This window comes from Phycisphaeraceae bacterium (assembly GCA_020639155.1).
Taxonomy (GTDB): Bacteria; Planctomycetota; Phycisphaerae; order Phycisphaerales; family UBA1924; genus JACKHF01.
Map to the genome: position 1 here is coordinate 637,117 of JACKHF010000001.1, position 25,573 is coordinate 662,689.

Annotated in this window: 21 protein-coding genes and 1 tRNA gene; 9 read left to right on the forward strand and 13 right to left on the reverse strand. The window is 55.0% G+C overall.

The genetic code is table 11. The features are described 5' to 3' along the window. Positions 1–18: 18 nt before the first annotated feature. Entirely contained in the window at positions 19–1,209 is a 1,191-nt protein-coding gene (locus tag H6815_02740) for a transcriptional repressor (protein MCB9859344.1), read from the reverse strand. A 343-nt stretch (positions 1,210–1,552) separates the two neighbouring features. Between H6815_02740 and H6815_02745 the strand changes: the two genes are divergently transcribed. Then, positions 1,553–2,023, forward strand: a complete 471-nt coding sequence (locus H6815_02745; protein MCB9859345.1) for a MerC domain-containing protein — start codon at positions 1,553–1,555, stop codon at positions 2,021–2,023. A gap of 5 nt (positions 2,024–2,028) precedes the next feature. Here H6815_02745 and H6815_02750 read toward each other — a convergent pair whose 3' ends face one another. The 5 genes from H6815_02750 to H6815_02770 form a co-directional block, all read right to left on the reverse strand. Continuing rightward, on the reverse strand, positions 2,029–2,619 hold the full coding sequence (locus H6815_02750; protein MCB9859346.1) for a hypothetical protein: 591 nt from the start codon (positions 2,617–2,619) through the stop codon (positions 2,029–2,031). 103 nt (positions 2,620–2,722) lie between these two features. After that, complete coding sequence (locus tag H6815_02755) at positions 2,723–5,119, reverse strand: VCBS repeat-containing protein (GenBank protein ID MCB9859347.1); 2,397 nt, start codon at positions 5,117–5,119, stop codon at positions 2,723–2,725. A 218-nt stretch (positions 5,120–5,337) separates the two neighbouring features. Continuing rightward, on the reverse strand, positions 5,338–6,345 hold the full coding sequence (locus H6815_02760) for a sugar phosphate isomerase/epimerase (GenBank protein MCB9859348.1): 1,008 nt from the start codon (positions 6,343–6,345) through the stop codon (positions 5,338–5,340). Between the two features lie 13 nt (positions 6,346–6,358). Then, positions 6,359–7,717 (reverse strand): Gfo/Idh/MocA family oxidoreductase, encoded by a 1,359-nt coding sequence (locus H6815_02765; protein MCB9859349.1) that lies wholly within the window; start codon positions 7,715–7,717, stop codon positions 6,359–6,361. Between the two features lie 78 nt (positions 7,718–7,795). After that, positions 7,796–8,686, reverse strand: a complete 891-nt coding sequence (locus H6815_02770; protein ID MCB9859350.1) for an SUMF1/EgtB/PvdO family nonheme iron enzyme — start codon at positions 8,684–8,686, stop codon at positions 7,796–7,798. On the opposite strand from H6815_02770, the gene H6815_02775 reads away from it, so the two are divergent. Together H6815_02775 and H6815_02780 are read left to right on the forward strand one after the other, a co-directional pair. Continuing rightward, on the forward strand, positions 8,685–9,725 hold the full coding sequence (locus H6815_02775) for an FAD:protein FMN transferase (GenBank protein ID MCB9859351.1): 1,041 nt from the start codon (positions 8,685–8,687) through the stop codon (positions 9,723–9,725). The two genes, H6815_02770 and H6815_02775, sit on opposite strands and share 2 nt — an antisense overlap. A gap of 286 nt (positions 9,726–10,011) precedes the next feature. After that, the gene (locus tag H6815_02780) at positions 10,012–11,886 is read left to right on the forward strand and encodes a hypothetical protein (GenBank protein ID MCB9859352.1); all 1,875 of its coding nucleotides are present in this window, start codon (positions 10,012–10,014) and stop codon (positions 11,884–11,886) included. Between the two features lie 60 nt (positions 11,887–11,946). On the opposite strand, the gene H6815_02785 is transcribed toward H6815_02780, so the two are convergent. The 3 genes from H6815_02785 to pckA all read right to left on the reverse strand — a co-directional run bounded on the left by H6815_02785 (position 11,947) and on the right by pckA (position 14,876). Continuing rightward, the gene (locus tag H6815_02785; GenBank protein ID MCB9859353.1) at positions 11,947–12,735 is read right to left on the reverse strand and encodes a retroviral-like aspartic protease family protein; all 789 of its coding nucleotides are present in this window, start codon (positions 12,733–12,735) and stop codon (positions 11,947–11,949) included. A gap of 22 nt (positions 12,736–12,757) precedes the next feature. Next, positions 12,758–13,207, reverse strand: coding sequence for a hypothetical protein (locus H6815_02790; protein MCB9859354.1), 450 nt, complete (start codon positions 13,205–13,207; stop codon positions 12,758–12,760). Between the two features lie 73 nt (positions 13,208–13,280). Further along, positions 13,281–14,876 (reverse strand): phosphoenolpyruvate carboxykinase (ATP), encoded by a 1,596-nt coding sequence (gene pckA / locus H6815_02795; GenBank protein MCB9859355.1) that lies wholly within the window; start codon positions 14,874–14,876, stop codon positions 13,281–13,283. Positions 14,877–15,161: 285 nt separating this feature from the next. On the opposite strand from pckA, the gene H6815_02800 reads away from it, so the two are divergent. Beyond that, positions 15,162–15,235: transfer RNA gene (locus tag H6815_02800), tRNA-His, on the forward strand. A gap of 39 nt (positions 15,236–15,274) precedes the next feature. Here H6815_02800 and H6815_02805 read toward each other — a convergent pair. The 4 genes from H6815_02805 to ilvE all read right to left on the reverse strand — a co-directional run bounded on the left by H6815_02805 (position 15,275) and on the right by ilvE (position 19,929). Beyond that, positions 15,275–15,769 (reverse strand): ATP-binding protein, encoded by a 495-nt coding sequence (locus H6815_02805; protein MCB9859356.1) that lies wholly within the window; start codon positions 15,767–15,769, stop codon positions 15,275–15,277. Between the two features lie 19 nt (positions 15,770–15,788). Beyond that, positions 15,789–16,733, reverse strand: coding sequence for a fructosamine kinase family protein (locus H6815_02810; protein ID MCB9859357.1), 945 nt, complete (start codon positions 16,731–16,733; stop codon positions 15,789–15,791). A 78-nt stretch (positions 16,734–16,811) separates the two neighbouring features. Further along, positions 16,812–18,833 carry a S9 family peptidase gene (locus H6815_02815; GenBank protein MCB9859358.1) on the reverse strand — a complete coding sequence of 674 codons (2,022 nt, stop codon included), beginning with the start codon at positions 18,831–18,833 and terminating at the stop codon, positions 16,812–16,814. Positions 18,834–18,963: 130 nt separating this feature from the next. Next, a complete protein-coding gene (gene ilvE, locus H6815_02820) occupies positions 18,964–19,929 on the reverse strand; it encodes a branched-chain-amino-acid transaminase (GenBank protein ID MCB9859359.1) in 966 nt (321 codons plus the stop codon). Positions 19,930–20,192: 263 nt separating this feature from the next. Between ilvE and H6815_02825 the strand changes: the two genes are divergently transcribed. From H6815_02825 to H6815_02845, 5 genes are all read left to right on the forward strand, one after another. Continuing rightward, entirely contained in the window at positions 20,193–22,256 is a 2,064-nt protein-coding gene (locus H6815_02825) for an elongation factor G (GenBank protein MCB9859360.1), read from the forward strand. 132 nt (positions 22,257–22,388) lie between these two features. Continuing rightward, positions 22,389–22,988: a PEP-CTERM sorting domain-containing protein gene (locus tag H6815_02830; protein MCB9859361.1), complete on the forward strand. Its 600-nt coding sequence runs from the start codon at positions 22,389–22,391 to the stop codon at positions 22,986–22,988. Positions 22,989–23,045: 57 nt separating this feature from the next. Next, complete coding sequence (locus tag H6815_02835) at positions 23,046–24,275, forward strand: PEP-CTERM sorting domain-containing protein (protein ID MCB9859362.1); 1,230 nt, start codon at positions 23,046–23,048, stop codon at positions 24,273–24,275. Beyond that, positions 24,276–24,872, forward strand: a complete 597-nt coding sequence (locus H6815_02840; GenBank protein MCB9859363.1) for a PEP-CTERM sorting domain-containing protein — start codon at positions 24,276–24,278, stop codon at positions 24,870–24,872. Between the two features lie 57 nt (positions 24,873–24,929). Continuing rightward, positions 24,930–25,505 carry a hypothetical protein gene (locus H6815_02845; GenBank protein ID MCB9859364.1) on the forward strand — a complete coding sequence of 192 codons (576 nt, stop codon included), beginning with the start codon at positions 24,930–24,932 and terminating at the stop codon, positions 25,503–25,505. The last annotated feature ends 68 nt before the right edge of the window (positions 25,506–25,573 follow it).

A 25,573-nucleotide genomic window follows, 5' to 3' on the forward strand; every position in this document is an offset into this window, starting at 1 on the left:
ACCATCGATCGAAACAATCTACTCATGTGCAACACGTGGATTGAACGCGTTGCGCTCTGGATCCGTATACACCTCCGCAAATGTGAGTGTGCTTGCGTGCCCATCAAGGAACACATAGTTCGACTTTGATCGACTGCTGTGCTTTGTTCGTTGTTTCCCGGAATGTGCGCCGATCTCCATCTCGAGCGCAGCAAGTTTGTACGCATTCTCGCTGCCACCGGGACCATCGCTCCACCCTTCCGCATGGACATGGTCTGCCTTTGCAAACTGTGCTGCGGCAGATTCATCGCCGAATGTCATCATCAGAAAGTGGACCGTTGCGCCGGGGTTGAACACCTTGTTGATATTGTCGTATGTGTCCTGCACAGAGGGAGCGAGGCTGTGGGTGGTATAGGAGTTCAACCCATAGCTTGTCCATCGTGCAACTGTTGCGTTGGCGGGAAGGTTTCCCTGCAACTGCAGATCCAGCGCCTCCTGCAACGACAGATCCTGCGAGTTTCCACCCTGTTTGATCGGCCAGTAGGTGCTTGTGTCTACCGGTGATTGTGTGATCAACGCCCCGCCGGAATATTCGCGCAACAGAATCGGCCACGCATTGCTCAGTTGTCCCAACCCGCCGTGGCTCAATCCCGCATCAACCAGCTTCCCCTTGTTGTCGTACGAGTACAGCGACTGCGCCAGCTCAAGACTGCGCATGTTCGAAAGACACTTCACCGTGCGAGCAGCATCTCTCGCACCGCCCAGCGCGGGAAGCAGAATACCAATAAGCGTCGCGATGATCGCAATCACAACGAGCAACTCGATAAGTGTAAATCCCGCGCGCCTCCGCGAGACACAGTCGTCGCATCGTCCCCTCAACGTAATCTCATGGGAAGTCAGTTCGAACCCATCCGGCAACAGCGACTTCAACCCTCCGGGGCAGCCGGTGATATCGAACATCCGATCGCACGACTGACACAGAAAGTGATGGTGGTGGTTCGCTGCAACCGATGCGAGTTCATATCGGGGTGGCTGATCAGGAACTGTCACAGGCGCGATCTGCTGCTCTTCCTCCCATCTGCGGATGGCGCGATACACAGATCTGCTGGACAGCGTTGGAAGTTCCTTCTGTGCTGCTGTGGTCAGCTCATCGACCGACAAAGGCCTGCCAGCGTGCTCCAGAGCGCGCCAGATGGCATCCTGCTGCTTTGTATTTCGTCTCTGGGTCATGTGTCAGCATTGGCTCCATGTGGCAGACCAGCATGCAATCGTCAATCGATTGACAAGAAGATACAGGATTCTGTTGACATTGTCAAGACATTGACAATAAGATTGTCTCAGATTCCATTCGCATCACTCAGCACGCCATCAAACGTTGTGCCGAGGGTTGTACTGTTGGGCTCAGTTCACATCGCCACGCCGGTTCCGGCACATTGCAGGCAGTTCACTCGTGGGTTCACCGCACACGCATCAACACAACGCATCGGATGGCGCATGCTGTGGTCATGCATGCGCGTGCGCTCATGACCACATGCACGTTGCAACTTCGGAAGCACAATGCGCTCACGCTGGCATGACAACCCTCGACAAAGCTGGCGTATGCGTCTCCGGATTGTGTGCAATCCACTGCGTGCTGACACCAGTGCTGCTCTCAATCTGGCCGATGTTTGGCAAAGCCTGGGGCGGCACAGCAACACACTGGATTATCGCTGCTTTGGTTGTTCCACTTGCTGTTGTTGCATTCGCAATGGGGTACAGACACCATCGACGTCTGTGGATCCCTCTGATTGCTGCTGTCGGTATCACACTGATTCTGGTTGCAATACTCACACCGGGTATTGCACACCATCATCATGTGGAAAATGAGAGCGTCACTCTGCATGACCACGATGCGTCAGCACCGCATACAGAGATCACTGAACAACACGACCACCACGACAGCATCCTCTCAGAGTCTGCTGTCACGATTACGGGAAGCCTTTTTCTGATTGTTGCGCACATCGCAAACTTGCGCCTTGCAAAGTGCGGCTGCAAAGCGAAGTAGACACCCTAACGACGACGACGCAGCGCCAGAATACCAATCCCTGCAAATGTTCCTACAGATGCTGGCGCGGGAATAACACTGATAGACACACCCGAGAGTTCGGGAGCGAAAATAGTCATATTCTCTCCAAACTCAATATATTTCTTCAATGCTCGTGTGAATGTGGTGATATTCACTGATCGACTTGTGAAGTCTGTCGTTGTCCATGACAACGTCGCGATATGGATCGGATTCACTGGATTTCCGATGACCTGAGGCGGGTAGTGGATCTGGCCGGCAATAAGTGAGAGAGTCGGCGATCCAACACCGCCAACAGAGGTGAACGGAGGATCAAGCATCCCCTCATCAATGAATGACCATTGTCCATCACCAGCCAGGACATCAAGGTCTGCGCCCGCAAACCGATCACCGGGATTCTGAATGAATGTAACCCAGAGTTCGAGTTCGACCGTTGGATTGGTCGGTGTCACAAAGCCCGACGGATCACTGTAGTTCAACACTGCTACATAACTGTCTGTCCCAACTGGACCAGCAAGGCTCGCACTTGCTGCTGCAAGCACAACAAACACAAACGGACCGTAACGCTCTATCGACATGGTAACCTCCGACAACTTTGGTAAGTGTGCCCCATTGTCGAGCAAACTGGAACTGTGCGCAGTATACATGAAAGTCCAAGATTTGCGTCAGAAAAACTGGAAACTATGGACATCCCGCAGCGTACGCATTCCCGAAGCAGATGTAGTCAAAGATGTTCAGCACACCGTTCTGATCACAGTCTGCCCGTGGATCGTTTGTCGAGTACGCGTTCCCGAAACAGATGTAATCGAAGATATTGAGTGTGCCGCTGCTGTCGCAATCGGCGTAGCAGATCGGCAGATCGATCACGATCTTCGGGTTTGGCATCAGTACAATCAGACCGATCCCATCATCGATTGTCACAATAAACTCGTCCGTTCCGACGCCACCTGTTGTGGAAATGAGCGATTTGTACACACCGGGCGCGAGCGGGAACGGGTTGCTCGCGGTCGTGATCATGGCGCTGGTCGGCGCGTGCTCAATGGTGATGTTCAGTGTTGTCGAGAGCACGGGTACGCTGTTTGCATCCTTCACGTTGATCGTCATCACCGCACCGGACCCCGTTGAAGCATTCAGCACCGGCGGCTCGAACTCAACCGTCGTTCTGATCGCGTCGGGCCGTCCGACCAGCGAGTCTTTCCAGTCATCAAACTGTGTCTGGAGCGTCTCAACAATGTCGGGGCCGGTCGTCGAATCGATCGAGTTCAGATTCAGGTAGTACGAGCCGGTCGCGCATCCGTCTCCCTGTGCAAAGGTGCCGTTGACGTTGTCGGCAACCGCAAGACCAATCCTCGCTGGTGTGTTTCCAACAATGTCATTATCACCATCGTTATCCATGTCTGCGAGTTCGACACGAAAGACTCGCAGTCGCGGGTTCGACGTCTCCAAGTTGAGATTGCCATTCCCGTCACCATACAGGAACATTGCATCTGGGATGCCCGCGCCAACAACAACCGCATCGAGGTTCCCATCACCATTGATGTCACCAACAGCGATATCCTGTACAGAACTGGTTGGCATACTCATTGGCGTACCTTGCTGGAACGCGCCGGCTTCCTGCAAGGAAAGCACAACATTCCGTTGTGTGATGCTGATCATTGCAACATCGGGTTCTCCCGAACCGTCGAAATCGCCAACCGCAAGGTCGTCGACCTGTATTCCACCCGAAATCAATGCCCCCTGAGCGAAGCCGCCGTTTCCGTTGTTTGAAAGGATGCGCACGCCGAGGCTTGCTTTGTCGTTATGCAGAATATCAAGGTCACTATCACCATCGATATCTGCAGCGACGATATTCTGATGGTTCGGTGCCGGAAGCAGCGAGGGCAATCCAAACGATCCGTTCCCATTGTTCATCAGCACACTCACCGCACCAAGACCAGGATGGCCAACCGCGATGTCCGGCCCATTGATGCCATCAAAGTCGCCAACGCAAATATCCATCGGACCATCGAGCGTCGCAAAGGTAGTCATCGCACTGAATGACTCGTTGCCGTTGCCGAAGAACACTCCGACAGCATCAGAATCTGGCAGCGTACACACAATGTCCATGTTGCCGTCGCTGTTGAAGTCTGCTGTTGCAACCTCGCGTGCCCCCTGACCAACCGGAAGTGAGATTGCCGGTGTCTCCATTGTCACAACAGGACTGTGCGGCTGTGTCGTGTTGAAGAACACATGCATCGCAAGCGACTGTGCAGCAGGACTCGGCGCAACCATATCGAGCAGACCGTCATTATTGAAGTCAGCAAGGGCAAGCCCGAACGATGCTGCTCCAGGAGGAAGCGGCCACAACCCGTTGCAACCAACCGTGTCGCCAGCGCGAGCAACCATCATGTATCCTGTCGATGCGCTGCGCACAAAGCTCGCCGGTGGAGAGCCGCACGACATCGGCGCTGAACTCGAGCATGAGCACCGACCATCGCCACCCATCGATCGCGCAGCTTGCATCCCGGCCATAAGTCGGTCAGCAATACTCCCATCCGTCTGCTCAATCGCTGCAGCAGCTGCTGTGACGACCGGCTCTCCGGTCAGGATGTTCCCCTGCACGCTATAGACAATGTCACCGATCTGACCAGTCACACCACCCTTCCATTCGTTCGCCTGATCGCCGGAGAAGTTGCCGACTTCGCCAAAGACATTCGCGTATCCGTACTGGCGGGTCTGATGTCCTGTGTCGATCTGCGCGAGCTTGTCAAAGACCTCCTGCGCGCTCAGTCCTTCTATTGCTGCATCGCGCAGAATGACACGCGTGAAACCGGTGTTCTCAACAAAGGACTGTGCGGCACCAGCACCATACCCCGGGACAATCATCGGACTAGCGGCGCGCAGATCGAAGTTGCTCAGACACGTTGCAGAACCAACCGCCACTTCACCAGTTCGTGTGTTGACAATCACAATGGACCACGTTGCATTCGCAGAAGACGCTGACAGGACCGCACCAGCGATCGCTGCGCACACCGCACTTCTGGATAGAACACGCGTAACGGAACGGCGTACCCGATCGAAACGATCTGAAAACGTCATGGCGCACTCTCCTCTTGAACGATTCGCCCGAGCAGCGAACGCCCTACCCCTTTCCCACAGTACGTATTTTCTCGTATTGCAGAGCACGATGCAACACGGAACAGTCAAGACGACGATAAAGTGTTGTTCAGACCGTGTTGACCAATAAGATCGTCCTGTATTGACGCTCAGGTCACGTCCCCATCAACTCAACCGAACAGATGTTCGCATACATGTGCTCAAGTGTGGAGAACCTCTGTCATCCGCTGGGAGATAAAACGCAGGCGCTCCATGTCGCCACCGCCAACTTCCGCACTGTACCACCCCGGCCGATCTGGCGAAACGCCATAGCCGATCTCATCCAGTGCTCGCATGACATTGGGCCATCCGCATTCGTCGGCGAAATCATGCGATTCGTCCTTTGCCTGCCCGATCTCAACATTGAAACCGGCCCACTTGCCTTCCTTATCCGCACGTGTCCGCGAATACGCCTTCACGTCGACTTTTACGATGCGTCTGCCGAGCGCGCGGATCCAATGCTCGGGCCAGCCATAGCGCACGATGTTGCCAACATCCATGTACCAACCAATGTTGTTGGACTCCATGAACTCCATATACGCGCGTGCTTCGATCGGGCTCAGCAGAAAGTTGTTCCAGACATTCTCAAGTGCGATGGTGATATTGTGCTCCTGTGCGTACCGAAGCAGCCCCTTGATCTCAGACTGCGATCGCGTCCACGCATCCTCATACAGCACATCCTTATTCACAACGCCGGGTACGAGCAGCACCGTTGTACCACCCACTGCGGCGCAGTCCCGGATCGATTGTTTCAATGACTCGCGCATTTCGGAGCGCACACTCTCGTCGGGATGAGAGAACGGCTTTGACCAGTGCGTTGAGTTCACAACCCCAGGCACACGGATGCCGGTCTTCTCCATCGCGCTGCGCACCTCATCGACCTTGATATTGCCGGGCGAGTCAAGCTCGACACCGTCAAAGCCCGCATCGCGAGCAGCTGCAAACTTCTCCTCGATCGTTGTGCCGACACCGATCATGCCGACTTTCAAGGACTTCAGCACAGTGCGGGAAGTACCTTCAACACGCTTTGAATGCACTGGCGTAGGATAGCCCGCGCGCTCTGGCAGCGCAACCGAACCAGCACTTGATGCAGAGGCTACACCTGCACCGAGCGCTGTCGCAGCGATCGACTGCGTGAGAAATGAGCGACGATCAAGTTCGTACGTCATCAGCAGCCTTTCGTTACATGAGCTTTGTTTGCCCAGGAATAGCGACAATCGCGTCTGGCCTGTCATTCCAGCCCCAGTTGCCAGGATTGAGGTCCTCAACACTCCCCATCGCCTGATCCCATGTCACGATCTGGCCCGTGTAGCTTGCCATGCGCGCCATGATCGCCATCATCGTCGTGTTTGTCATGCGCTGCGAGTCGTCGAAGCGGTTGTTCGATCGTATCGCCTTGAACAGTGTGTCGTGTTCAGCCTGATACATGTCGTTGCTCGGCATGAGACCCGACCACGGCGTTTCTCCTTCGATAACATGCTTTGCTGCCCACGGATCCATTGTGCATGCACCCTTCGATCCGAGTATATATGCGGTATTGTCGCCCGGTGTATTAGGCCAATGACGGCACATGTGGTATCCGCGCCGCCCGCCATCAAAGTTGTACGTGATTCCGAAGCTGTCCCACACGTTTCCAGATGCAGGTGTCTCCGGACGTGTCATGCGACCACCAACACCGACACAACTGATCGGCGGCACATCACCGAATGCCCATGCGATCCAGTCGATCGCGTGGATCGCCTGCTCGACAATGTGGTCGCCCGAGAGCGCGGTAAAGTACTGCCAGTTGCGCAGCTGAAACTCGGTATCCGACCAGCCCGGCTGACGCTCGACCGGCGGATTCCAGCCCGACGTGTTGTAGGTTGACTGCACCGTGTGGACATTCCCAATACCGCCGGCAAGCAGTTTCTCGAATGTTTCTGCGACCTGCAACTGATGGCGCCAGCAGAACCCACTCATCAGCGAGAGGTTCTTCTCCTTTGCAATGCGCGCCGATTCCAGCACGTGCCGGATACCCGGCGCATCAACCGCAACCGGCTTCTCACAGAAAATGTGCTTGCCCGCTTCCACCGCTGCACGAAGATGCATCGGTCTGAAAACAGGAGGTGTTGTCAGCAGCACAACATCGCACGAGTCGATGACTTTCTTATACCCATCGAATCCGGTAAATCTGCGTGACGGGTCCACCTTGATCTGCTCGACCGCGCCGGGCTTTGCTTCGCGTGTCTTCACACGGCGCTCAATCTCGCCGGTAATACCTTTGAGTCTGCCGTCAATGCGATCCTGCCAAAGGTCCGCCATTGCGTACAACTCGTTATTCGGATCTGCGCTGATCGCCTGGATTGCTGCGCCAGTTCCACGCCCGCCACATCCGATGAGCCCAACCCGCAGTGTCTCACGGTGCGACACTGGTGCAAACCCAGCCAGTTTCGCAGCGGTTGCTCCAGCAAGTGTCGACCCAATCGCAACCCCGGCTGCTGCGCCGAGCACTTCCCGCCGGGAAACAGAAGATAGTACGTTCGTATGAGATTCTTCAATCATTGCGCGTCCTTTGTATCAGCAGAATCAGCGGTTGTTCGGGTATCAATATACACCATCCAAGCACATCACGCAGTCAAATCACTTCGCATCCGGCGTGCCCGGGGTTTCTTCCGATGGTTTTACAGGCGTTGGATCGCACACGACGCGGAACCCGACAAATGAGCAGTCGGCTAGCCACCACTGGCTTTTCGGAAACTGTGGATCCGACTGGTTCCACGCGCTGGTCTGGTACACGCGCGCGTTCGGACCAATATCCGCCTGCGCATCTACATAGCTTCCGCCTGCAGCGACTGGCATCCCATCGGCGCCAGTCACCCACTCGGCAACATTCCCGAAGATGTCATACACGCCGGGCTCACGCTTATCGATTTGCGCAACCGGATGCGTCGTGAAGTTGCAGTTGCCCTTGTTCCAGCCTGTCACCTCGATACCGATCTCCGTGTTCACACCAACGGGTTTCTTCGCACGATCTGCGACAAGTGCCCATTCCGCCTCTGTTGGCAAACGATAATGCTTGCCGGTGCGCACACTGAGCCACTTGCAGAAGTTCGTCGCACCCTCATAGGTAATGCTCATCGCTGGATACCCCGCGTGACCGAACCCGCGATCAGGCGGAAGGTACGGCTTTGTCGGGCGGGAGATCGCATCTGCTGATGCGGTCGATGTGCCACTCGCTTGCTGGTCCTTGTTCGCGGTGATCTCGTTGCCGACGTCGCCATCGAGCTTGTACACATAAATGTCATACAGATCCCATGTTGTCTCTGTTGACGCAACCCAGAATGGATCGACATTGAACATCATCGTTTCATTGTCACGTGTCGTTAGTGTTACCATACCGGATGCCACTGGCACCATCGAAAACTCGACAACCGTGTTCGGAACTGTTTCGACATAGGGCAGCAGCGGTTCATGAGCGATTTGTGCATATGCACCTGCTGCCAGCGCGCACACGGCGAATGATTGTGTCATGATCCGGTCCGTTGGATGCATCCTGCTGATCCTCCTTGGCGCTGCGCAGTTCGGCTGCGCCACTCGTTCGAACGTGATGCAGGCCGCATCCCGCACACCGCTGCAACGGTACCAGTTTACGCAGATTCACATGGGTGTCGCAGTCAGAATCGTTCTGTACGCTGAAAATGAGGGTCAGGCGAAGTCGGTTGCACGCGCCGGGTTCGCTGCATTTGCTCAAATCGACGAGATTGCTTCTGACTGGCGAAAGGACTCCGAACTCATGCAGTTGTGTGCGCGCGCAGGCACAGGCCCCGTTCCGGTAAGCAAACATCTTCTGGAGCTGCTGCTCGTCTCCCGGCACGTATCAGAGGAGTCCGATGGCGCGTTCGATTGCACTGTCGGCCCAGTCTCGCATCTCTGGCGTGACGCCATCAACAAAGGCAGTACAAGGGTCGACGATCAGGCGCTCGCGAACGCACAACAACTCGTTGGCATGGATCTTCTGACAATCAACGAGTCGACATGCACCGTCACGCTTGCAAAGCCCGGCATGATGCTTGATCTCGGTGGAGTCGCGAAGGGATATGCTGCGGACATGGCACTGCATGAGATGAAACGCGCAGGTATTTCCCAAGCCCTTGTCGATGCGTCAGGAGATATTGCCATTGGAGGTGCGCCACCGGATGCAGCGGGATGGCGCGTAGCGGTCACAACAGGTGTCAATACTGCGCCGGATGATGAGTTCATACTGACACACTGCGCCATCGCAACCAGCGGGAGTGTCTACCAGCACATGCGAGTGGATGGTATCGAGTACTCACACATTGTTTCGCCGAACTCGGGGCACGCAACAACCGGCTCATTCGGAGCGTGTGTGATCGCAACGACCTGTGCAGCAGCCGACGCATGGGCAACCGCAGCCTGTGTGATCGCAAATGAGAACGCGAGTCAGTTGCAATCATGTGCGGGCGATGCAACTGGTGTCCGTTTTCTTCAGTACGACCGGATCAATGCAGACGGGGGAATCTATCAAATCAGGGTTGGTTCGGCCCCATAAGACGATTATCAATCGGACAACACGACTAACCCGAACCCAATCCAGCAACTTTCCTGCAGGATTGGACCCGCACACTGCAATACGGTGTATATTCTGACGTTCAGCACGTGCATTCCTGCTTGATTGAAAAGCCACTCAGTGTGATTGGGGAAGTGGCGTTTCGGAGCTTTGGAGTTGCATCGTGAAACAGGCAGTGGAGGGATAACGTGCGTGTGCGCGCCCGTTGTTTGTCTGTTGTGTTGAGTGTCGATCAAAGCAACAGCTGAGTTATCTCGGAGAGGATGCTGTGAAAAACGAAAAACGAGGACATCTGCAGCGCAGAAACGCTGCAACTGGTTGTATTTTCGGTGCTGGGCTTGCAATATCACTGATGGCTTTCGGCCCGGACGATACACGTAGACCGACCTCTCCAGGCGAAAGCGAGATCGACGGATTTCCCGTGATGCTTGTCCCCGCTGAGAATCCAATCACAGAAGAAAAACGCATTCTTGGCAAGATCCTCTTCTGGGATGAGCAGCTTTCCAGCGACAACACAATGGCATGTGCAACGTGCCATCTTCCCGGCGATGCGGGCACAGACCTCCGGCGCCAGCCAAATCCGGGTATCGACAGCATCTTTATGACACCTGATGACACCTTCGCATCGCCCGGTGTTATCAACTGTGATGCAAATGACGACTACGAACGCCATCCCAACTACAACCTGAACCGACAGGTCACGGGACGAACCGCACCATCAATGATTAATGCGGCATTTAACTTTGAATCATTCTGGGACGGCCGCGCATCATCGATCTTTACCGATCCGGTTACCGGCGCACAGGTGATCGCGGATGGAGGATCGCTCGAGAGCCAGGCGGTCGGACCGCCACAATCCACCGCGGAAATGTCGCACGCCGATCGTGACTGGAACATGATCGCTGCAAAGCTGCGGAACGCTTCGCCGCTTGCGCTGGCAACGAATCTCCAGCCCGATGTCGCGACTGCCATCGGTACATATACAAACTATGCTGACCTGTTCGAGATGGCGTTTGGTGACAAGCAGATCACCGCAACGCGCATCGCGTTTGCGATCGCAACATACGAACGCACGCTCATATCAGATCAATCTCCTTGGGATGAGTTCATCGGCGGAAACCCAAATGGGATGACACCGAACCAGATCCAGGGCTGGAACATCTTCCAGAACTCCAACTGCACTCTGTGCCACCCAGCTCCGTTGTTCACAGACAACGACTTCCACAATATTGGTCTGCGTCCGCCCGGAGACGACAGCGGGCGCCAGCAGGTCACCGGCAACCCAGGCGACAATCGCAAGTTCAAGACACCAGGTCTTCGCAACATGGGACTCCGTGGCAGTTTCATGCACACGGGCGAGTTCACCAACATGATGCAGGTGGTCACGTTCTATGCAAACCCCGCGAACCAGTTCCCGCAGAATCAGGATCCGCTGATGGCTGCTGTCACAATCCCGCCACCACCAGCGGGCGGGTTGCTCGAAGAGTTCCTGCTCACGGGTCTGCTCGACCCTCGTGTTGCAAACGCCGAGTTCCCGTTCGATGAGCTTGATCTGTACTCATTCGCACCGATGTCGCACACCAATCTGCTCATGGCACCACGTGCAGGATCGGGCGGACTGGTCCCGCAGCTCATCACAAACGTTCCACCCAATATTGGCAACGAACAGTTCAAAGTTGGTGTTCGCAATGCGCTCGGCGGCGCAACGGCGCGTGTGCTGTTCTCAACCATCGCGCCGACGGGGAACATCCTGAACGCCCAAACAATCTACGGACCGTTTACGCTCGAAGAGTCCGGCGCTGGCAACGGATACAGCACATTCCACTGGCCGATTCCCTTTGAAGCGACACTCAACGGCACAAAGATCTACATGCAATGGGAAATCGATGACCCCGGCGCTGTCGGCGGCAACGCGTACTCACGCATCGCAGAGTTCACACTGTTCTGCGGCCCTGCAGGATGCCCCGAAGCTCCATGCTTTGCTGACTGTGATGGCAACGGCACGTTGAACATATTCGATTACATCTGTTTCGGGAACGCGTATGCGTCCGGACTGATGTGGGCAGACTGCGACGGCAATGGTGCGTTGAACATCTTCGACTACATCTGCTTCGGCAACGAGTACGCTGCCGGATGTCCATAACGTCACTCTCGTTTCGATCATTTCGCGACGGGTCGGAGCAGTGCTTCGGCCCGTCTTTGTTTACTGCATCCGTTCAATCCCCCACCGCTTCGCAGGAAAATCAAGCACCCATCGCGCCTGACGCAGCGTCGAGTATCCAAGAATGAACACAACCGGAATGCTCGCAGCATCCCTCAGCTTTGTCAGTGACAGGCTCACCACCTTGTGCGCATCAAACTGATGCCCACCGATTGTCACCGGTTTCATCAGGTACATCGGCGTCTCGGACTGTCTGCCGGACGAATCTGTGCCAATGTCTGATCCGATCAGCTTGAACATGTTGGGATGATCCTTCACAAAATCAGCATCGACAAGCGTGATGCTTGCGCCCGTGTCCCAGATCGCACCAACACGCGTGTCTTTAGCCTGCACATCGATGCACGGAATATCGTTCGTCGTGTTCATCAGGGGATGCGAAGCTGATAGCGCTGTATCCAGCAGTTCTACGCGTGACTCGTCAAATGCAAACCGCAGACAATAGTCCCGCAGCATGTCCATACCCAGCAGATTGCGGTCGAGCTCACCCTGCTTCGCACGCGAAACAACAGCTCTGTTCTGCTGAATTGGCCCAACGATGAGTGAACCCACGTTGATGATATCGTACCGCGCTCTGCCAAACACGCCGCCAGACTCTTCCTCACCCGTCGATGGGAACTGTAACGAAAAGTCGTCGTGTTTCAGCGTAGTTCGCGCACACCCCGTGTCGAATAAGAACCGTCTCGGAACATTGTTGACCAAGCCATCAACATACACTTCTGCAGTCTCACGGGAATCGTCGTCGAAATGAATCTCAAGGGAGATCGAACGCATTCTGTCTTTTATCCCTGCACAACTAGTGAATATCCTCGTAGTATGTTTCGCCTGCTTGCTCGTACATTTCACGCACGTCTCGCTTCCACTTCTCGCGTATCTTTTTTCTGTTCAGAAATCGTTTCAGAAGAAATACATCCATCACAACCCACACAATCGGCGCCGCCCAAAGAAGACACTCACCTCGACTTCGATCGAACAACACCTCAAGCGGGAACGATTTAGCCGAGTTCTGCTGCAAGGCATACACGATCCACAACGCAGACAACGCAAACACAACAGCTGTAACAAAGAAATGAATCACCAGCACCATCAATGCAACTCGAAAATGATGGGCATCATCCGACGAGTATTCAGCCCTGAAAGACAGGAACGCCCACGGCATAGACACGACGAAGATCGCTGCCATCATCAACCACCCACCGATTCCCGGTGAGATCGCACTCCCCAGTTGGTCTACAAAGTCCTGCATTATCAGTATGATACAAGAAAACACGGACCTGAAAGCTCCGGTCCGTGCCTGATCGATTCAAATCTCAATGATTTCAGCCCTTCGGTCCGGCGTTGCGCACCGCATCGGTCATCTCAAAGCCCTTGTCGTTGTTACGAAACATCTCGGCAAGCTTCTTTGCCTGCGCGTCGTAGGCGCTGCCATCCTTCCATGTGTTGCGCGGGTTGAGCACCTCGCTTGGCACGCCATCAACAGCCTTTGGAATGTGCAGACCGAAGATCGGATGCTCCTCGTACTGCGCGCTCGCGAGCTTGCCCGATAGAATCGCGCTGACCATGGCGCGAGTGTACTTCAGGCTGAAGCGTGACCCCGTGCCGTACGGCCCGCCCGTCCAACCAGTGTTGAGCAGCCAGACGTTGGCGTTGTGCGTCTTGATCTTGTTCGCGAGCATCGCTGCGTACTCGGACGGCTGACGCGGGAGGAACGGCCCGCCAAAGCATGGCGAGAAGTTCGGCTGCGGCTCCTTCACACCCGCTTCTGTGCCCGCGAGCTTCGACGTGTACCCGTTGATGAAGTAGTACATCGCCTGCTCGGGTGTGAGCTTGGACACGGGCGGCATGACGCCGAATGCGTCCGCTGTCAGGAACACCACGTTCTTCGGATGACCGCCAACAGACGGGATCACCGCGCCATCAATGAAATCGACGGGATATGTCACACGGGTGTTCTCGGTGAGTGAGCCGTCGTCGTAATCGGGAAGGCGTGAATCCTTGTCGATGACAACATTCTCGAACACCGAGCCGAAACGAATCGCTGAATAGATCTGCGGCTCGCCCTCGGGTGTGAGTTTGATGCACTTGGCGTAGCACCCACCCTCAAAGTTGAACACGCCCGTATCCGACCAGCCATGCTCGTCATCGCCGATCAGCGCACGATCAGGATCGGCGCTGAGTGTTGTCTTGCCCGTACCTGAAAGACCGAAGAAGAGCGAGACGTTGTTCGGGTCGCTCTTCGCAACGTTCGCGGAGCAGTGCATGGGGAACACGCCGACCTCGGGCATGTCGAAGTTCATCGCGTAGAAGATGCTCTTCTTCATCTCGCCAGCGTACTCGGTGCCGAGGATGACCACGATCTTCTTTGTCAGGCTCTGCGCGATGATCATGGGCGATGACACGCCGAGCTTTGCCTGCTCTTCTGATGACAGACGGCGGCGACCAGCGTTGATGACAGTCCAGTCATGGTTCCAGTCGGTCGAGCCGCCAGCTGCTTGAGATCCCTGCTTGATGAACAGTGTGGATGCAAAGAGCGAGTGCCACGCCTGCTCTGTCACAACACGAACACCAAGACGATGCGTCGGATCTGCGCCAGCGAATCCCTCGAATGTGTACAGCTTGTCCTGCTTGTTCAGATGCTCGACCGCGAGTTGATGCACAAAGTCGAAGTTGTCCGGTGTGATCGGGCGGTTGACTTTGCCCCACCAGATCTTGTCGTGCACCTCGGCGGTGTCTTCGAGATACTTGTCGTTGGGAGAGCGCCCCGTGCGGTCGCCGGTCGTGCAGACAAGTGCGCCGTTTGCCGCGAGCCTGCCCTCGCCCGCTGCGATCGCGTGCTCGATCAGCACCGCCGAAGAGAGATTGCGGTAGGTTCGATTCGGTGCAAGGTTCAACTCGGCAGCTGCCATCTGGGACATTGTCCTGACTCCCTGTTTGTCCTGATACTGGCGGAATGTGGGCTTTTGCCCGTCGTGCTGACCACTTCCATCGGCACGAATCGGCATGCTAGGAACTACAAACACCGATGTGCAAGCGTGTTTGCGGTTTGGTCGGGCACATCAAACCGATCATCGGACCCATGATACCGCACATTTCGGCGTACAACACATCCGCAGGATGGCGCACGATCCGGCTCTTCAGTTTGAAGCAGACGTGTGTGGTCTCTATCGTTGCGGCCCGGCAGGTTTCCTGCTGGCAGGATGGTGGCTGTAGCTCAGCTGGTTAGAGCACCAGGTTGTGATCCTGGGGGTCGCGGGTTCGAGTCCCGTCAGCCACCCTTTTCCCGCCTTTTTTCATAGCAGCGTTCGAACCACATCTAGACCCTGACGATCAACGCACCTTCCAGTTCTGTCTCACCCGGAACCTCGAACAGCGTCTCGCAGAAATCGAACACCTCGCGCGTCACCTGCAGCGCGTATGTCTCACCTTGCTCCGTGTTGCGTTTCTGCACGCGCTCCCATCGTATTGCAGCATCAATATCAAGATAGTGCATGCGCACATTTCCATGATTCGATGCGATACTGCTGCGCACCACGTTCCGTTGTTTCTTTGTAAAAAATCCGAGATCAAGGATCACATCCTGCTTGCACCTGATGTGCTGTGCGACCATCTTCAGCATCTGATGCTGAATCCTGTTCACGCGCTCAAGCATCCATTCGTACGTTGGCGCATCTGACTTGTCAGCCTCAAACAATGATTCCATCCACTCATCGATCGAGTAGCGGATGCAGTTGCGCTGCTGCGCAAGATCTATCGCATACGTTGTCTTGCCAGCGCCGGTGTTGCCGACGATCATGTGAACTGTTGACACGAAAACCTCTTTCCAGCTCTCACACACCAAATCGTCGCAACGACTGATCAACGCTGCTCACATAGCTCCCGCCGAACAACCGCACGTGCACGAGCAACGGCCAGAGTTGATAGATCGGTCTGCGATCGCGCTCAAACCCCGGCTCGATAGGCATGTTGTCACGATACGCAGCAAAGAACGATTCGCCGAAGCACCCGAACAACGTCATGTACGCGAGATCGCACTCGTGATGCCCGTAGCTGATCGCAGGGTCGATGATGCCTGTCACGTGCGATTCATCTGCCAGTACGTTGCCAGACCACAGATCGCCGTGCAGCAATGACGGCTTTTCTGGCTCATTCAGCAGATTGTCGAGTTTGTTGCACAAACGATCGACGCGATGCGCAATGGACGATGGCATCTGGTTCGCATTTGTTGCAAGACACGCCATATACGACAAGCGATGCTCGGCAAAGAACGGAATCCACGCGTCTGTGTCAGGGTTTGGCTGAACGAGCGGCCCGATCAATGTGTCTCGCTCGAACCCACACCGATCTGATGTGATCGAGTGCAGATGCGCGACAAGTTCGCCAAGGTGTTGCTGCGCTTGTGCGCCTGCACAGGTTGAACCGGGTAGCTTCGTCATCACCAGCAGCATCGCGGAACTGTGCAGCACCTTCGGCACAGGCAGTTGTGTGTAGTCCCCAAGATAGCGCAGCATAAACGCTTCTGTTTCGAGTGAACCGAACGATGTGCTGCCGATCGCCCCCGCGTTCGCGTCGTACTTGACAACGATCTGATGATCCGCGGATGCGAGCGATGTCGCGAGAGAAACATTCCGCTCGATGACATCGACTATTGGATCAACAGCAAGCGAGAACACGTCGCCAACACACCCGCCTGTGAGTCTGCGAATTGAATGCGCACGCACACCGAGTACGTCCGAGACAAGACCAGCTAGGTTTGACACAACGGGATCACGCATGTGCGATTGTTGCAGGATAAAACAAAAAGCCCAGGGATTCAATCCCGGGGCCTTGCGTGAATAGCGTCAAATCTGCCCTTACTTCATATTGAGTGCGCTCGAAACGCCGGGCACATGCTGAGCGCCCTCGGGTACCTGAATCGATGCGCCCTGGAAATCGCCACCGATCTCCTCGTACCGACCTCCAAGCACTTCTGAAAGGAATATCTCAGTCACCGCGAAGAAACTCTTGTTGTTTTCGGGACGCGCAAACCCGTGCCCCTCGTCAGGATACAGCACATACGTCACGGGGATGTTCTTTTGCTTCATGGACTCAACGATCTGGTCGGCTTCAACCTGCTTGACGCGAGGGTCGTTGGCACCCTGTCCGATCAGCAGTGGCTTACTGATTTTGTCGACATAGTTCAGTGGTGAACGTTCGCTGAGCAGCTTGCGTCCCTCTTCTGTCGCAGGATTACCGACACGATTGGCAAGCTGCGGCAGGAACGGATACCAGTAGTCCGGGATATTCTGCATAAGCGTGATCAGGCTCGATGGCCCAACGATATCAACGCCACACGCAAACTTGTCCGGCGTGAATGTCAGACCAACCAGCGTCGCATACCCGCCGTATGAGCCGCCCATGATTGCAACCTTGTCCTTGTCTGCAACGCCACGATCCACGGCCCAATCGACTGCATCGATAAGATCGTCGTGCATCTTTGCTGCCCACTCGCCGTCCGCTGCATTAATAAAGTGCTTCCCGAAACCGGTCGAACCACGGTAGTTCACACTCAGCACCGCGTACCCACGGTTTGCTAGCAACTGGTGCAATCCGTTGTACCCCCACGTATCCCGCGCCCACGGACCACCATGGACAAGCAGCACCATTGGGAGTGCATGCTCGGGAACGCCGTTGCCATCAGTATCTGTGTTTTCCGGCAGCGTCAGATACGACACGAGCTTCAGCCCGTCGCGAGAGGTGATCTCATGCGACTGCATCGTTGCGAGATCGTACTTTTCAAGCGTGGGGCGGTTCGTGAACAGGAACTCACCGGTTTGCGACGTGCGATTGTACTTGTAGTACTTCACCGGTCCATCTGATTCTGTAAACGCAACGATCCAGACGCTGTTATCGAGTGTCTGTGACGTGACGCTGAAATCGCCACCGGACAAACGAGAAATCTTGTCAAGATCCGGCTTAATGGCGGGATCGAGCACTGTCCACTCAGTCCGCATATACGTTGCGCCCGCAGCGAGAAATCTGTTCTCTGTTGGATGCGTGATGAACGCCCCAGCGTCTGCACGATCGTCGCTGAAGAGCACCTTCGTCTCGCCGGTCTCAGTGTTTGTCGCGGTCAGCGCAGCTGTATCGCGATCACGAGAGTCAAGCATGTACATGAGCTTGCCCGAGGTGTCATATCCGAGCAGGTTGGTGGTCAGCGAGTCTTCCGAGGGGATTGTCTCCGCAGGAACCCAGCCGCCTTCACCATCGGAGTTGAACACCATGACCTCAGCAGCCGGTGTGAATGTCACCGCATTGCGCACATTGTAATCGTCGTCCGTCACAAACCCGAGGAATCCGTCGTTCTGCTGCACGAGCGACATCTCGCCGGTCTTGATGTTCACGCGATGGATGTCATGAAACTGCGGCTGACGATTGTTGATGCCAACAAGAATTTCATCGGGATGGAGATGAGAAACCTGCTGAATCTGCGCTGCAATCCCGTCCATTGGTGTCAGGCAGATCTCTTTCCCTGTTGCAAGATCAACAGAAAACACGCGCCAGTTCTCATCCCCGCCACGATCCTGCAGGTAGATAATGTGTGTGCCACCGGTCGACCAGAAGTACTGGCGAATCCCGCGGTTGTCATCCTTTGTCACCGGCTTTGCGTTGTGGAGTTCGTTCACCGGTGCAACCCAGATATTGAGCACACCTTCAACCGGCGCAAGCCATGAGAGCTGCGTGCCGTCAGGACTAATCCGAACTGCTGCGCGCTCCGGGTTCCCGAAAAGGACATCTCGTGGAATCAGATCCTGCGCAGTCGCAACGCCAGCTGTCATGCCAAGCCCAGCTCCAACTGCAAACCCGATCGTAACGACTCGTCTGAATGATCGCATGTGTTCCTCCTTCGTCATATGCGCACCATAAGGGACGCACTCTGTTGTTGCAGGGATATGTTCGTACCACGTGCGCAACCACCGAAGGGGCACGGGTGAAACACCGTATTGGGAGAAGATATTCTGATATTCAATCTTCCGGGATGTGATCACTGGTCACAATCTCGCGGAACTTCGCCCTGATCCTCGCCGTCACCTCGCCCTCACCCTTGGAGATCACGTGATCGTCGATCTGGGTAATTGCGATGATCTCGGCAGCTGATCCGGTCATAAAGACTTCGTCCGCTTTCACCAGTTCATCCACGCCGAAGACCTTCTCCGAACACTTCAAGCCAAGCATCGGGCAGAGCTCGTTCTTGACAAACCGGCGGGTGATGCCTTCCAGTGCACCCACATCGCATGGTGGAGTGAACAGTTCGCCCTTGCGAACATAAAAAATGTTGTCGCCCGACCCCTCGGTCACCTTCCCCTCAGTCGAGAGCATGATGACCTCCAGCAAACCCTCATTTAGCGCTTCACACTTGGCGAGGATGTTGCACAGGTAGTTGAGGCTCTTAATACGCGGATCAAGACACTCAATGGGGATCTTGCGACGCTCAGCGACGATCACGCGCATGCCCTTCTCATATAACTCTTCAGGGTACAAGCGGATCTGGTCCGCAATGCAGATAATGCCGGGGACGGGGCACGAGTTGGGATTCAGACCAAGCGTCCCAACACCGCGCGTCACAATCAGACGGATGTACCCGTTGCTCAGTTCGTTGGCTTCGATGCACTCCCGCTGGATCTGGATCATCTGCTCTCGGGTGATTGGAATCGTGAGATTGATGTCCTTTGCACTCTTCCACAACCGATCCATATGCTGACCGAGTTTGAAGATCTTGCCGTTGTACACGCGAATACCTTCGAACACTCCGTCACCATATAGCACGCCGTGATCAAAGACAGAGAGGTTTGCCTGGTGCTTGGACACCATGCGACCGTTCATCCAAATGAACGGCTTTTCTGTGACATTTGCGTTCTGGGCATCCCAATGCGAGAGTCTCAGCGGAGCCTTGGTTGTTCTGGTTTGCGGGCCTGCATCGACTTGTGTCATTGTTCGCCTCCTGTTTGTAATGACAGTCCATCATCATAGGAGCAGTTGCTCCGCTCAACCCGGTATCGTCGCTCCATCTGACGGGTTCGCCGTCGCTAAGCAGAATCTCAACACAACTCGCGTTTTCAGCCCCTCAGAGCCACCAAAGAACTTCCACATCTGGTACACTGTCCCATTGGAGCGTCCCATCAGGAGACGTGTCCGAACATATCCCTCACGCAATCGATGGCTCTCCCATCGACTCAGTAACACGGAGACACACCATGCCCGCCTCAAACCCCGCAACGATCCACAACATCACGCTTGTTGGTACCTCCGGCGGCGGCAAGACAACTCTCGTCGAACGTCTGCTGTTGGAGGTGGGAGCAATCGGTCGCATGGGTGACGTGGCAGATGGAAACACCGTCTCCGATTGGACGGACGAAGAAAAGGCACACGGGCACTCACTCTCGGTCACACCCATTCACTTCGAACACAATGACAAGCATGTCAACATTCTCGACACACCAGGTTTGACAGACTTCCTCGGCTTTGCCATCACCTCAATGCCAGCAGTCGAGATGGTCGCGATGGTGATCGACGCAAGCAAGGGCGTTGGTTTTACTAGTCGCAGGCTCATGCCGATCGCATCAGATCGCAACCTCCCTCGCATGATCATTGTGAACAAGATTGATGATGCGCAGGCGGATCTTGACGGCATCGTGAACCAGATCCGTTCAACATTCGGCGACGTATGCCTTCCAATCAACCTGCCATGCGACGGCCAATCCAGGGTCATCAACGTCTTCGATGAGGATCATGGCGAAGGAAAGCCCGACTTCTCGTCAGTCGAAGAAGCGCACACACGGATCCTGGAACAGGTTGTCGAAGTCTCCGACGAACTGACAGAAGCCTACTTCGAGAATGGTGAAGCAGGACTCGACAAAGCGAAGGTGCATGAGGCATTCGAAAAGGCACTGCGCGAGGGCCATCTTGTGCCGATCTGCTTTGTCAGCGCACGCACAGGTGTTGGCATCAAGGACCTGCTCCACATCTTCGAAGACTACTGCCCTACTCCCGCAGAAGGCAACCCACGCCCATTTGTTCGTATCGATGACGACGGCAACGAGCAGCCGCTCCCACCGAAGGCCGATCCAGACATGCCGACCATCGCGCATGTGTTCAAGGTTGCAGCGGATCCATTTGTTGGCAAGATTGCCGTCTTCCGGGTCCATCAGGGCACAGTAAAAGCCAAGAGCGAACTCTACTTCAACGACGAGAAGAAGCCGATCCGCATCGGCCATCTCGTGCGCCTCAACGGCAAGGAGCAGCAGGAAGTCGATGTCCTTGGTCCCGGCGATATCGGCGCGGTTGCAAAGATCGACGAGATCACGCTCAACGGCGTTCTCCACGCACATGGAGGGGAGCACATCCATCTCAAACCGCTGCCGATGCCCAAGCCCATGTACGGCCAGGCCATCGAACTGAAGAATCACAAGGACGAAGCAAAGTTCGGCCCTGCCATCCACAAACTGACCGGCGAAGATCCAACGTTCATTGTCGAACGCATCAAAGCAACAAAGCAGACCGTCGCACGAGGAATGGGTGAGTTACATCTGAAGATCATCTTCGAAAAGCTCGCCAAGCAGTTCGGTGTGCAAGTAGAAACAGAAACGCCGAAGGTTGCATACAAGGAAACCGTGACAGCAAAAGCTGAGGGTCATCATCGCCACAAGAAGCAGTCCGGCGGTTCGGGCGAGTTCGGCGAGGTCTATCTGCGCGTCGAGCCGCTCCCGGATGATCACGAGTCCGGGTTCGAGTTCGAGAACAAAACAGTTGGCGGCTCAGTCCCCAAGCAGTTCATGCCAGCGATCGAGAAGGGTGTCCGCATGGCGCTCGTCGATGGAGCAATCGCGGGCTATCCAATGCAGAACGTGCGCGTCGAGGTCTACGACGGCAAGTACCACGCGGTCGACTCAAAGGAAGTTGCTTTTATCAAGGCTGGACTTCGCGCGTTCGTCGATGCTGTCAACAAGGCAAAGCCGGTCCTCCTTGAGCCATTTGTCGAGCTTGAAATCACCGCACCCGCAAACAACATGGGAGATATCGCAGGAGATCTTTCTACCAAGCGCGGACGCGTGCTCGACTCTGAAGTCAATGGCGACACGTGCATCGTGCGCGCTCAGGCGCCGCTCTCTGAAATCCAGAACTATTCGAATCAGCTCAAATCAATGACCGGCGGTTCCGGCTCATTTACCATGGACTACTCGCACGATGAGCGCACACCGCCGCATGTACAGGCCGAGGTTGTGGCAGCCTACAAGCCACACCACCATGATGACGACTAAGCCATCCGGTCTTTATACAATATTTACAGAAGCGTCCGCAATCTTTGATGTTGCGGACGTTTTTTCTTAGGCAGATTGATGAAATCGTGTACATTCTGAGTATAGACAATGCGTTTTTTCATTGGTAGAAATATGGCACAGAAAACAACACTATTGGCTTTGCTCTTTGTCTCTGCAACATCAGCGGCAGCTGACCCTATCGGCGGATGGATACTTGAGAACCTTGACACAGATCCGATCAGTCCAACAAATGGAAACGCACTGATCAGCTTATCCGTCTGGTACGATCCAAACGCCGGGTATCACAGCTTTGGACAATCAGATGTTGTGGTCGGCGCAAGCGACTCCAGATTTTTGGGGAGTGCCTCCGGATACGGGAGCAACGGAACAATTACACATAATGCCTTTACTCAGCTCAATCAAAGCACAGTGTTGTTTCAAGCATGGAACCCACATGTTCCACCAGTTCTCATCGCTTCCACAGAGAATCCAGCGTGGACCGCCACATTCTGGTTTGAGACAACCGACTTCACGCCACGCACGGTGGAGATCTCAACAAGCTCGCTGACATTTGGGATGTTCGATACCACAACATCGATCAATTCGACGTATCTCCCGCTCTCCAGTGTGCAGGAAACAACGCTGAAGATCCAAATCATCCCCGCGCCATCGTCAGCACTTGCGCTGCTTGCTGGTGCAGGCATGCTAACAGTACGCCGCAGACGAGGATAACACCACACCACTGCCAGCCGACGGACACGTCCGCTGGCAGCTTGCGGGAGGCACAGGATGGCACAGTATGTTTCCATTACAATCGCTGCGATCTGTACTGCACATGCCGGTGCGCAATCAGGTGGATTGCTCGTTGAAGTGTCGAATGTAATTACGCCGCAAACACCAACGGCTACGGTTAGTATTTATGCGCAAGTAGGCGCGCCACTTCCGTCCTATGGCATCGCAGGCGCTTTCTTTGATCTATTCGCATCAGAGCACGGCTTTGCCGACGTCACATATATATACCAAAATCCTCCCTTCGGTGGCGCTTTCTTGCCCACAAACCATGGAAACTGGTTGGAAGAGATTAAGGCTGGCCAGACTCTGCCCTTTCCAACCCCAATACAGCTGCCGTATTTATTGCTGTCTGTAGAATGGGAAGCCAGCTCATTTGAACCCCGGACGGTCAATCTATGGACTGACAACATTTTTCACCTTTCTACGTTTTATTCACACCACATTGCAAACCCAGCTCTCATACCAAACCCAATAAATGGATCTGCAACCATCCAGATCATCCCCGCGCCATCGTCAGCACTTGCGCTGTTTGCTGGTGCAAGCATGCTCGGCGCACGCCGCAGACGGAGTATAACACCACACACTGCCAGCCGACGGACACGTCCGCTGGCAGCTTGCAGGAGTCACATGATGGCACAGAAAATATACCTATGTGCAGCTCTTCTGATATGCACGACATCGGCAACTGCCGACCCCATAGCTTGTTGGACACTTGAACCAGACAGTTACGAGCCGATCAGCCCGACACACTGGTCTGTGAGCCTGCAACTCTCCATAACGTACGATGCAAACGCCGGGTACTACGCATTCGCCCATTCCGATGTTATTGCAAACGCCAGCGATTCCAACCTGATTGGAGCGTTTGCTGGGTATGGAAGCAATCTGATCTCGCACTTTGCCTTCGAGCAACTCGATCCGAACAGCGTGCTCTATCACTGCAGCCAACCACATGCTGCTGGCGCTCCCGCGTCGACAGAGAACCCCGCCTGGGTTGCTGAGTTCGTGTGGTGGACAACCGACTTCACTCCAAGAACGGTTGAAATTTCCACGAGCACTGTCGACTTTGCCATGTATCTGCATCAAAACTTACCCGGCTCACAGTCCATTCCACTTTCGAGCATCCAGGACGTGACGATCACTCTGCAGGTCATTCCCGCGCCGTCGTCAGCACTTGCGCTGTTTGCTGGTGCAGGCCTGCTTGGCGCACGACGCAGACGGAGACAATGAATGAGGATATTCGCACACATAAGTTTTGTGACACTCCTTGCCACCCAAGCACAGTGTCTGGGTGATGTTGGCCTTTCGACATCTCTCTCAAACAATGGCATTGTTTCACCCTCTTCACCATCGGTGAATATCGATGTGTATGCCATTACCGGCGAGCCGTGGTTTGCATTCAGCACCGCGTCATTCGGATACTGGGCAACCGAATCAGGCGCAGCAGCGCCACACTACAGATTGCTGCCTGATGATGGAATTCCCGGATTTCCGCCATCGTGGTTCTTTGCGGTCACACCGCAAACAAACGGCTGGCTCGCAGACGTCGGGCAGAGCAACACCGTATCACATCCCGCAAATCCTGCATCGCCACTGCTCATCATGTCCTTCGAATGGGAAACAAGTGATTTCACTGAACGAGCGGTTGGTGTTCATTTAGGTGCAATTTATTGGTACATTTACGAAGCATCTTCGAGTTCGGTACCAGTATACACACCACCACCCAACAACATCGTCCTTCAAATCCAAGTCATCCCTGCACCATCGTCAGCACTTGCGCTGCTTGGTGGCGCAGGCGTGCTCGGCGCACGACGCAGACGAAGATAACACCACACCACTGCCAGCCGACGGACACGTCCGCTGGCAGCTTGCGGGAGGCACAGGATGGCACAGTATGTTTCCATTACAATCGCTGCGATCTGTACTGCACATGCCGGTGCACAATCCGGCGAGTTACTCGTTGAAGTGTCGAATGCAATTACGCCGCAAACACCAACGGCTACGGTTAGTATTTATGCGCAAGTAGGCGCGCCACTTCCGTCGTATGGCATCGGAGGCGCTCTCTTTGATCTATTCGCATCGGAACCCAGCTTTGCCGATGTCACATATATATACCAGAATCCTCCCCTCGGCGGCCCTTATTTGCCAACGAACCATGGGAACTGGCTGGAGGGGGTTGAAACCGGCCAGACTTTTCCCTCTCAGGGCCCAATACAAGTTCCGTATTTATTACTGTCGGTAGAATGGGAAGCCAGTGCATTTGAACCTCGGACGGTCAATCTATGGACCGACAATATTCTTCATTTCTCTACATTTACAGCGCCTCAAATGGGAAATCTCATGCTTATACCCAACCCCATCAATGGGTCTGCAACCATCCAGATCATCCCCGCGCCATGGTCAGCACTTGCGCTGTTTGCTGGTGCAAGCATGCTCGGCGCACGCCGCAGACGGAGATAACACCACACACTGCCAGCCGACGGACATGTCCGTTGGCAGCTTCGTTCTTATACGAACAACACAGGGGA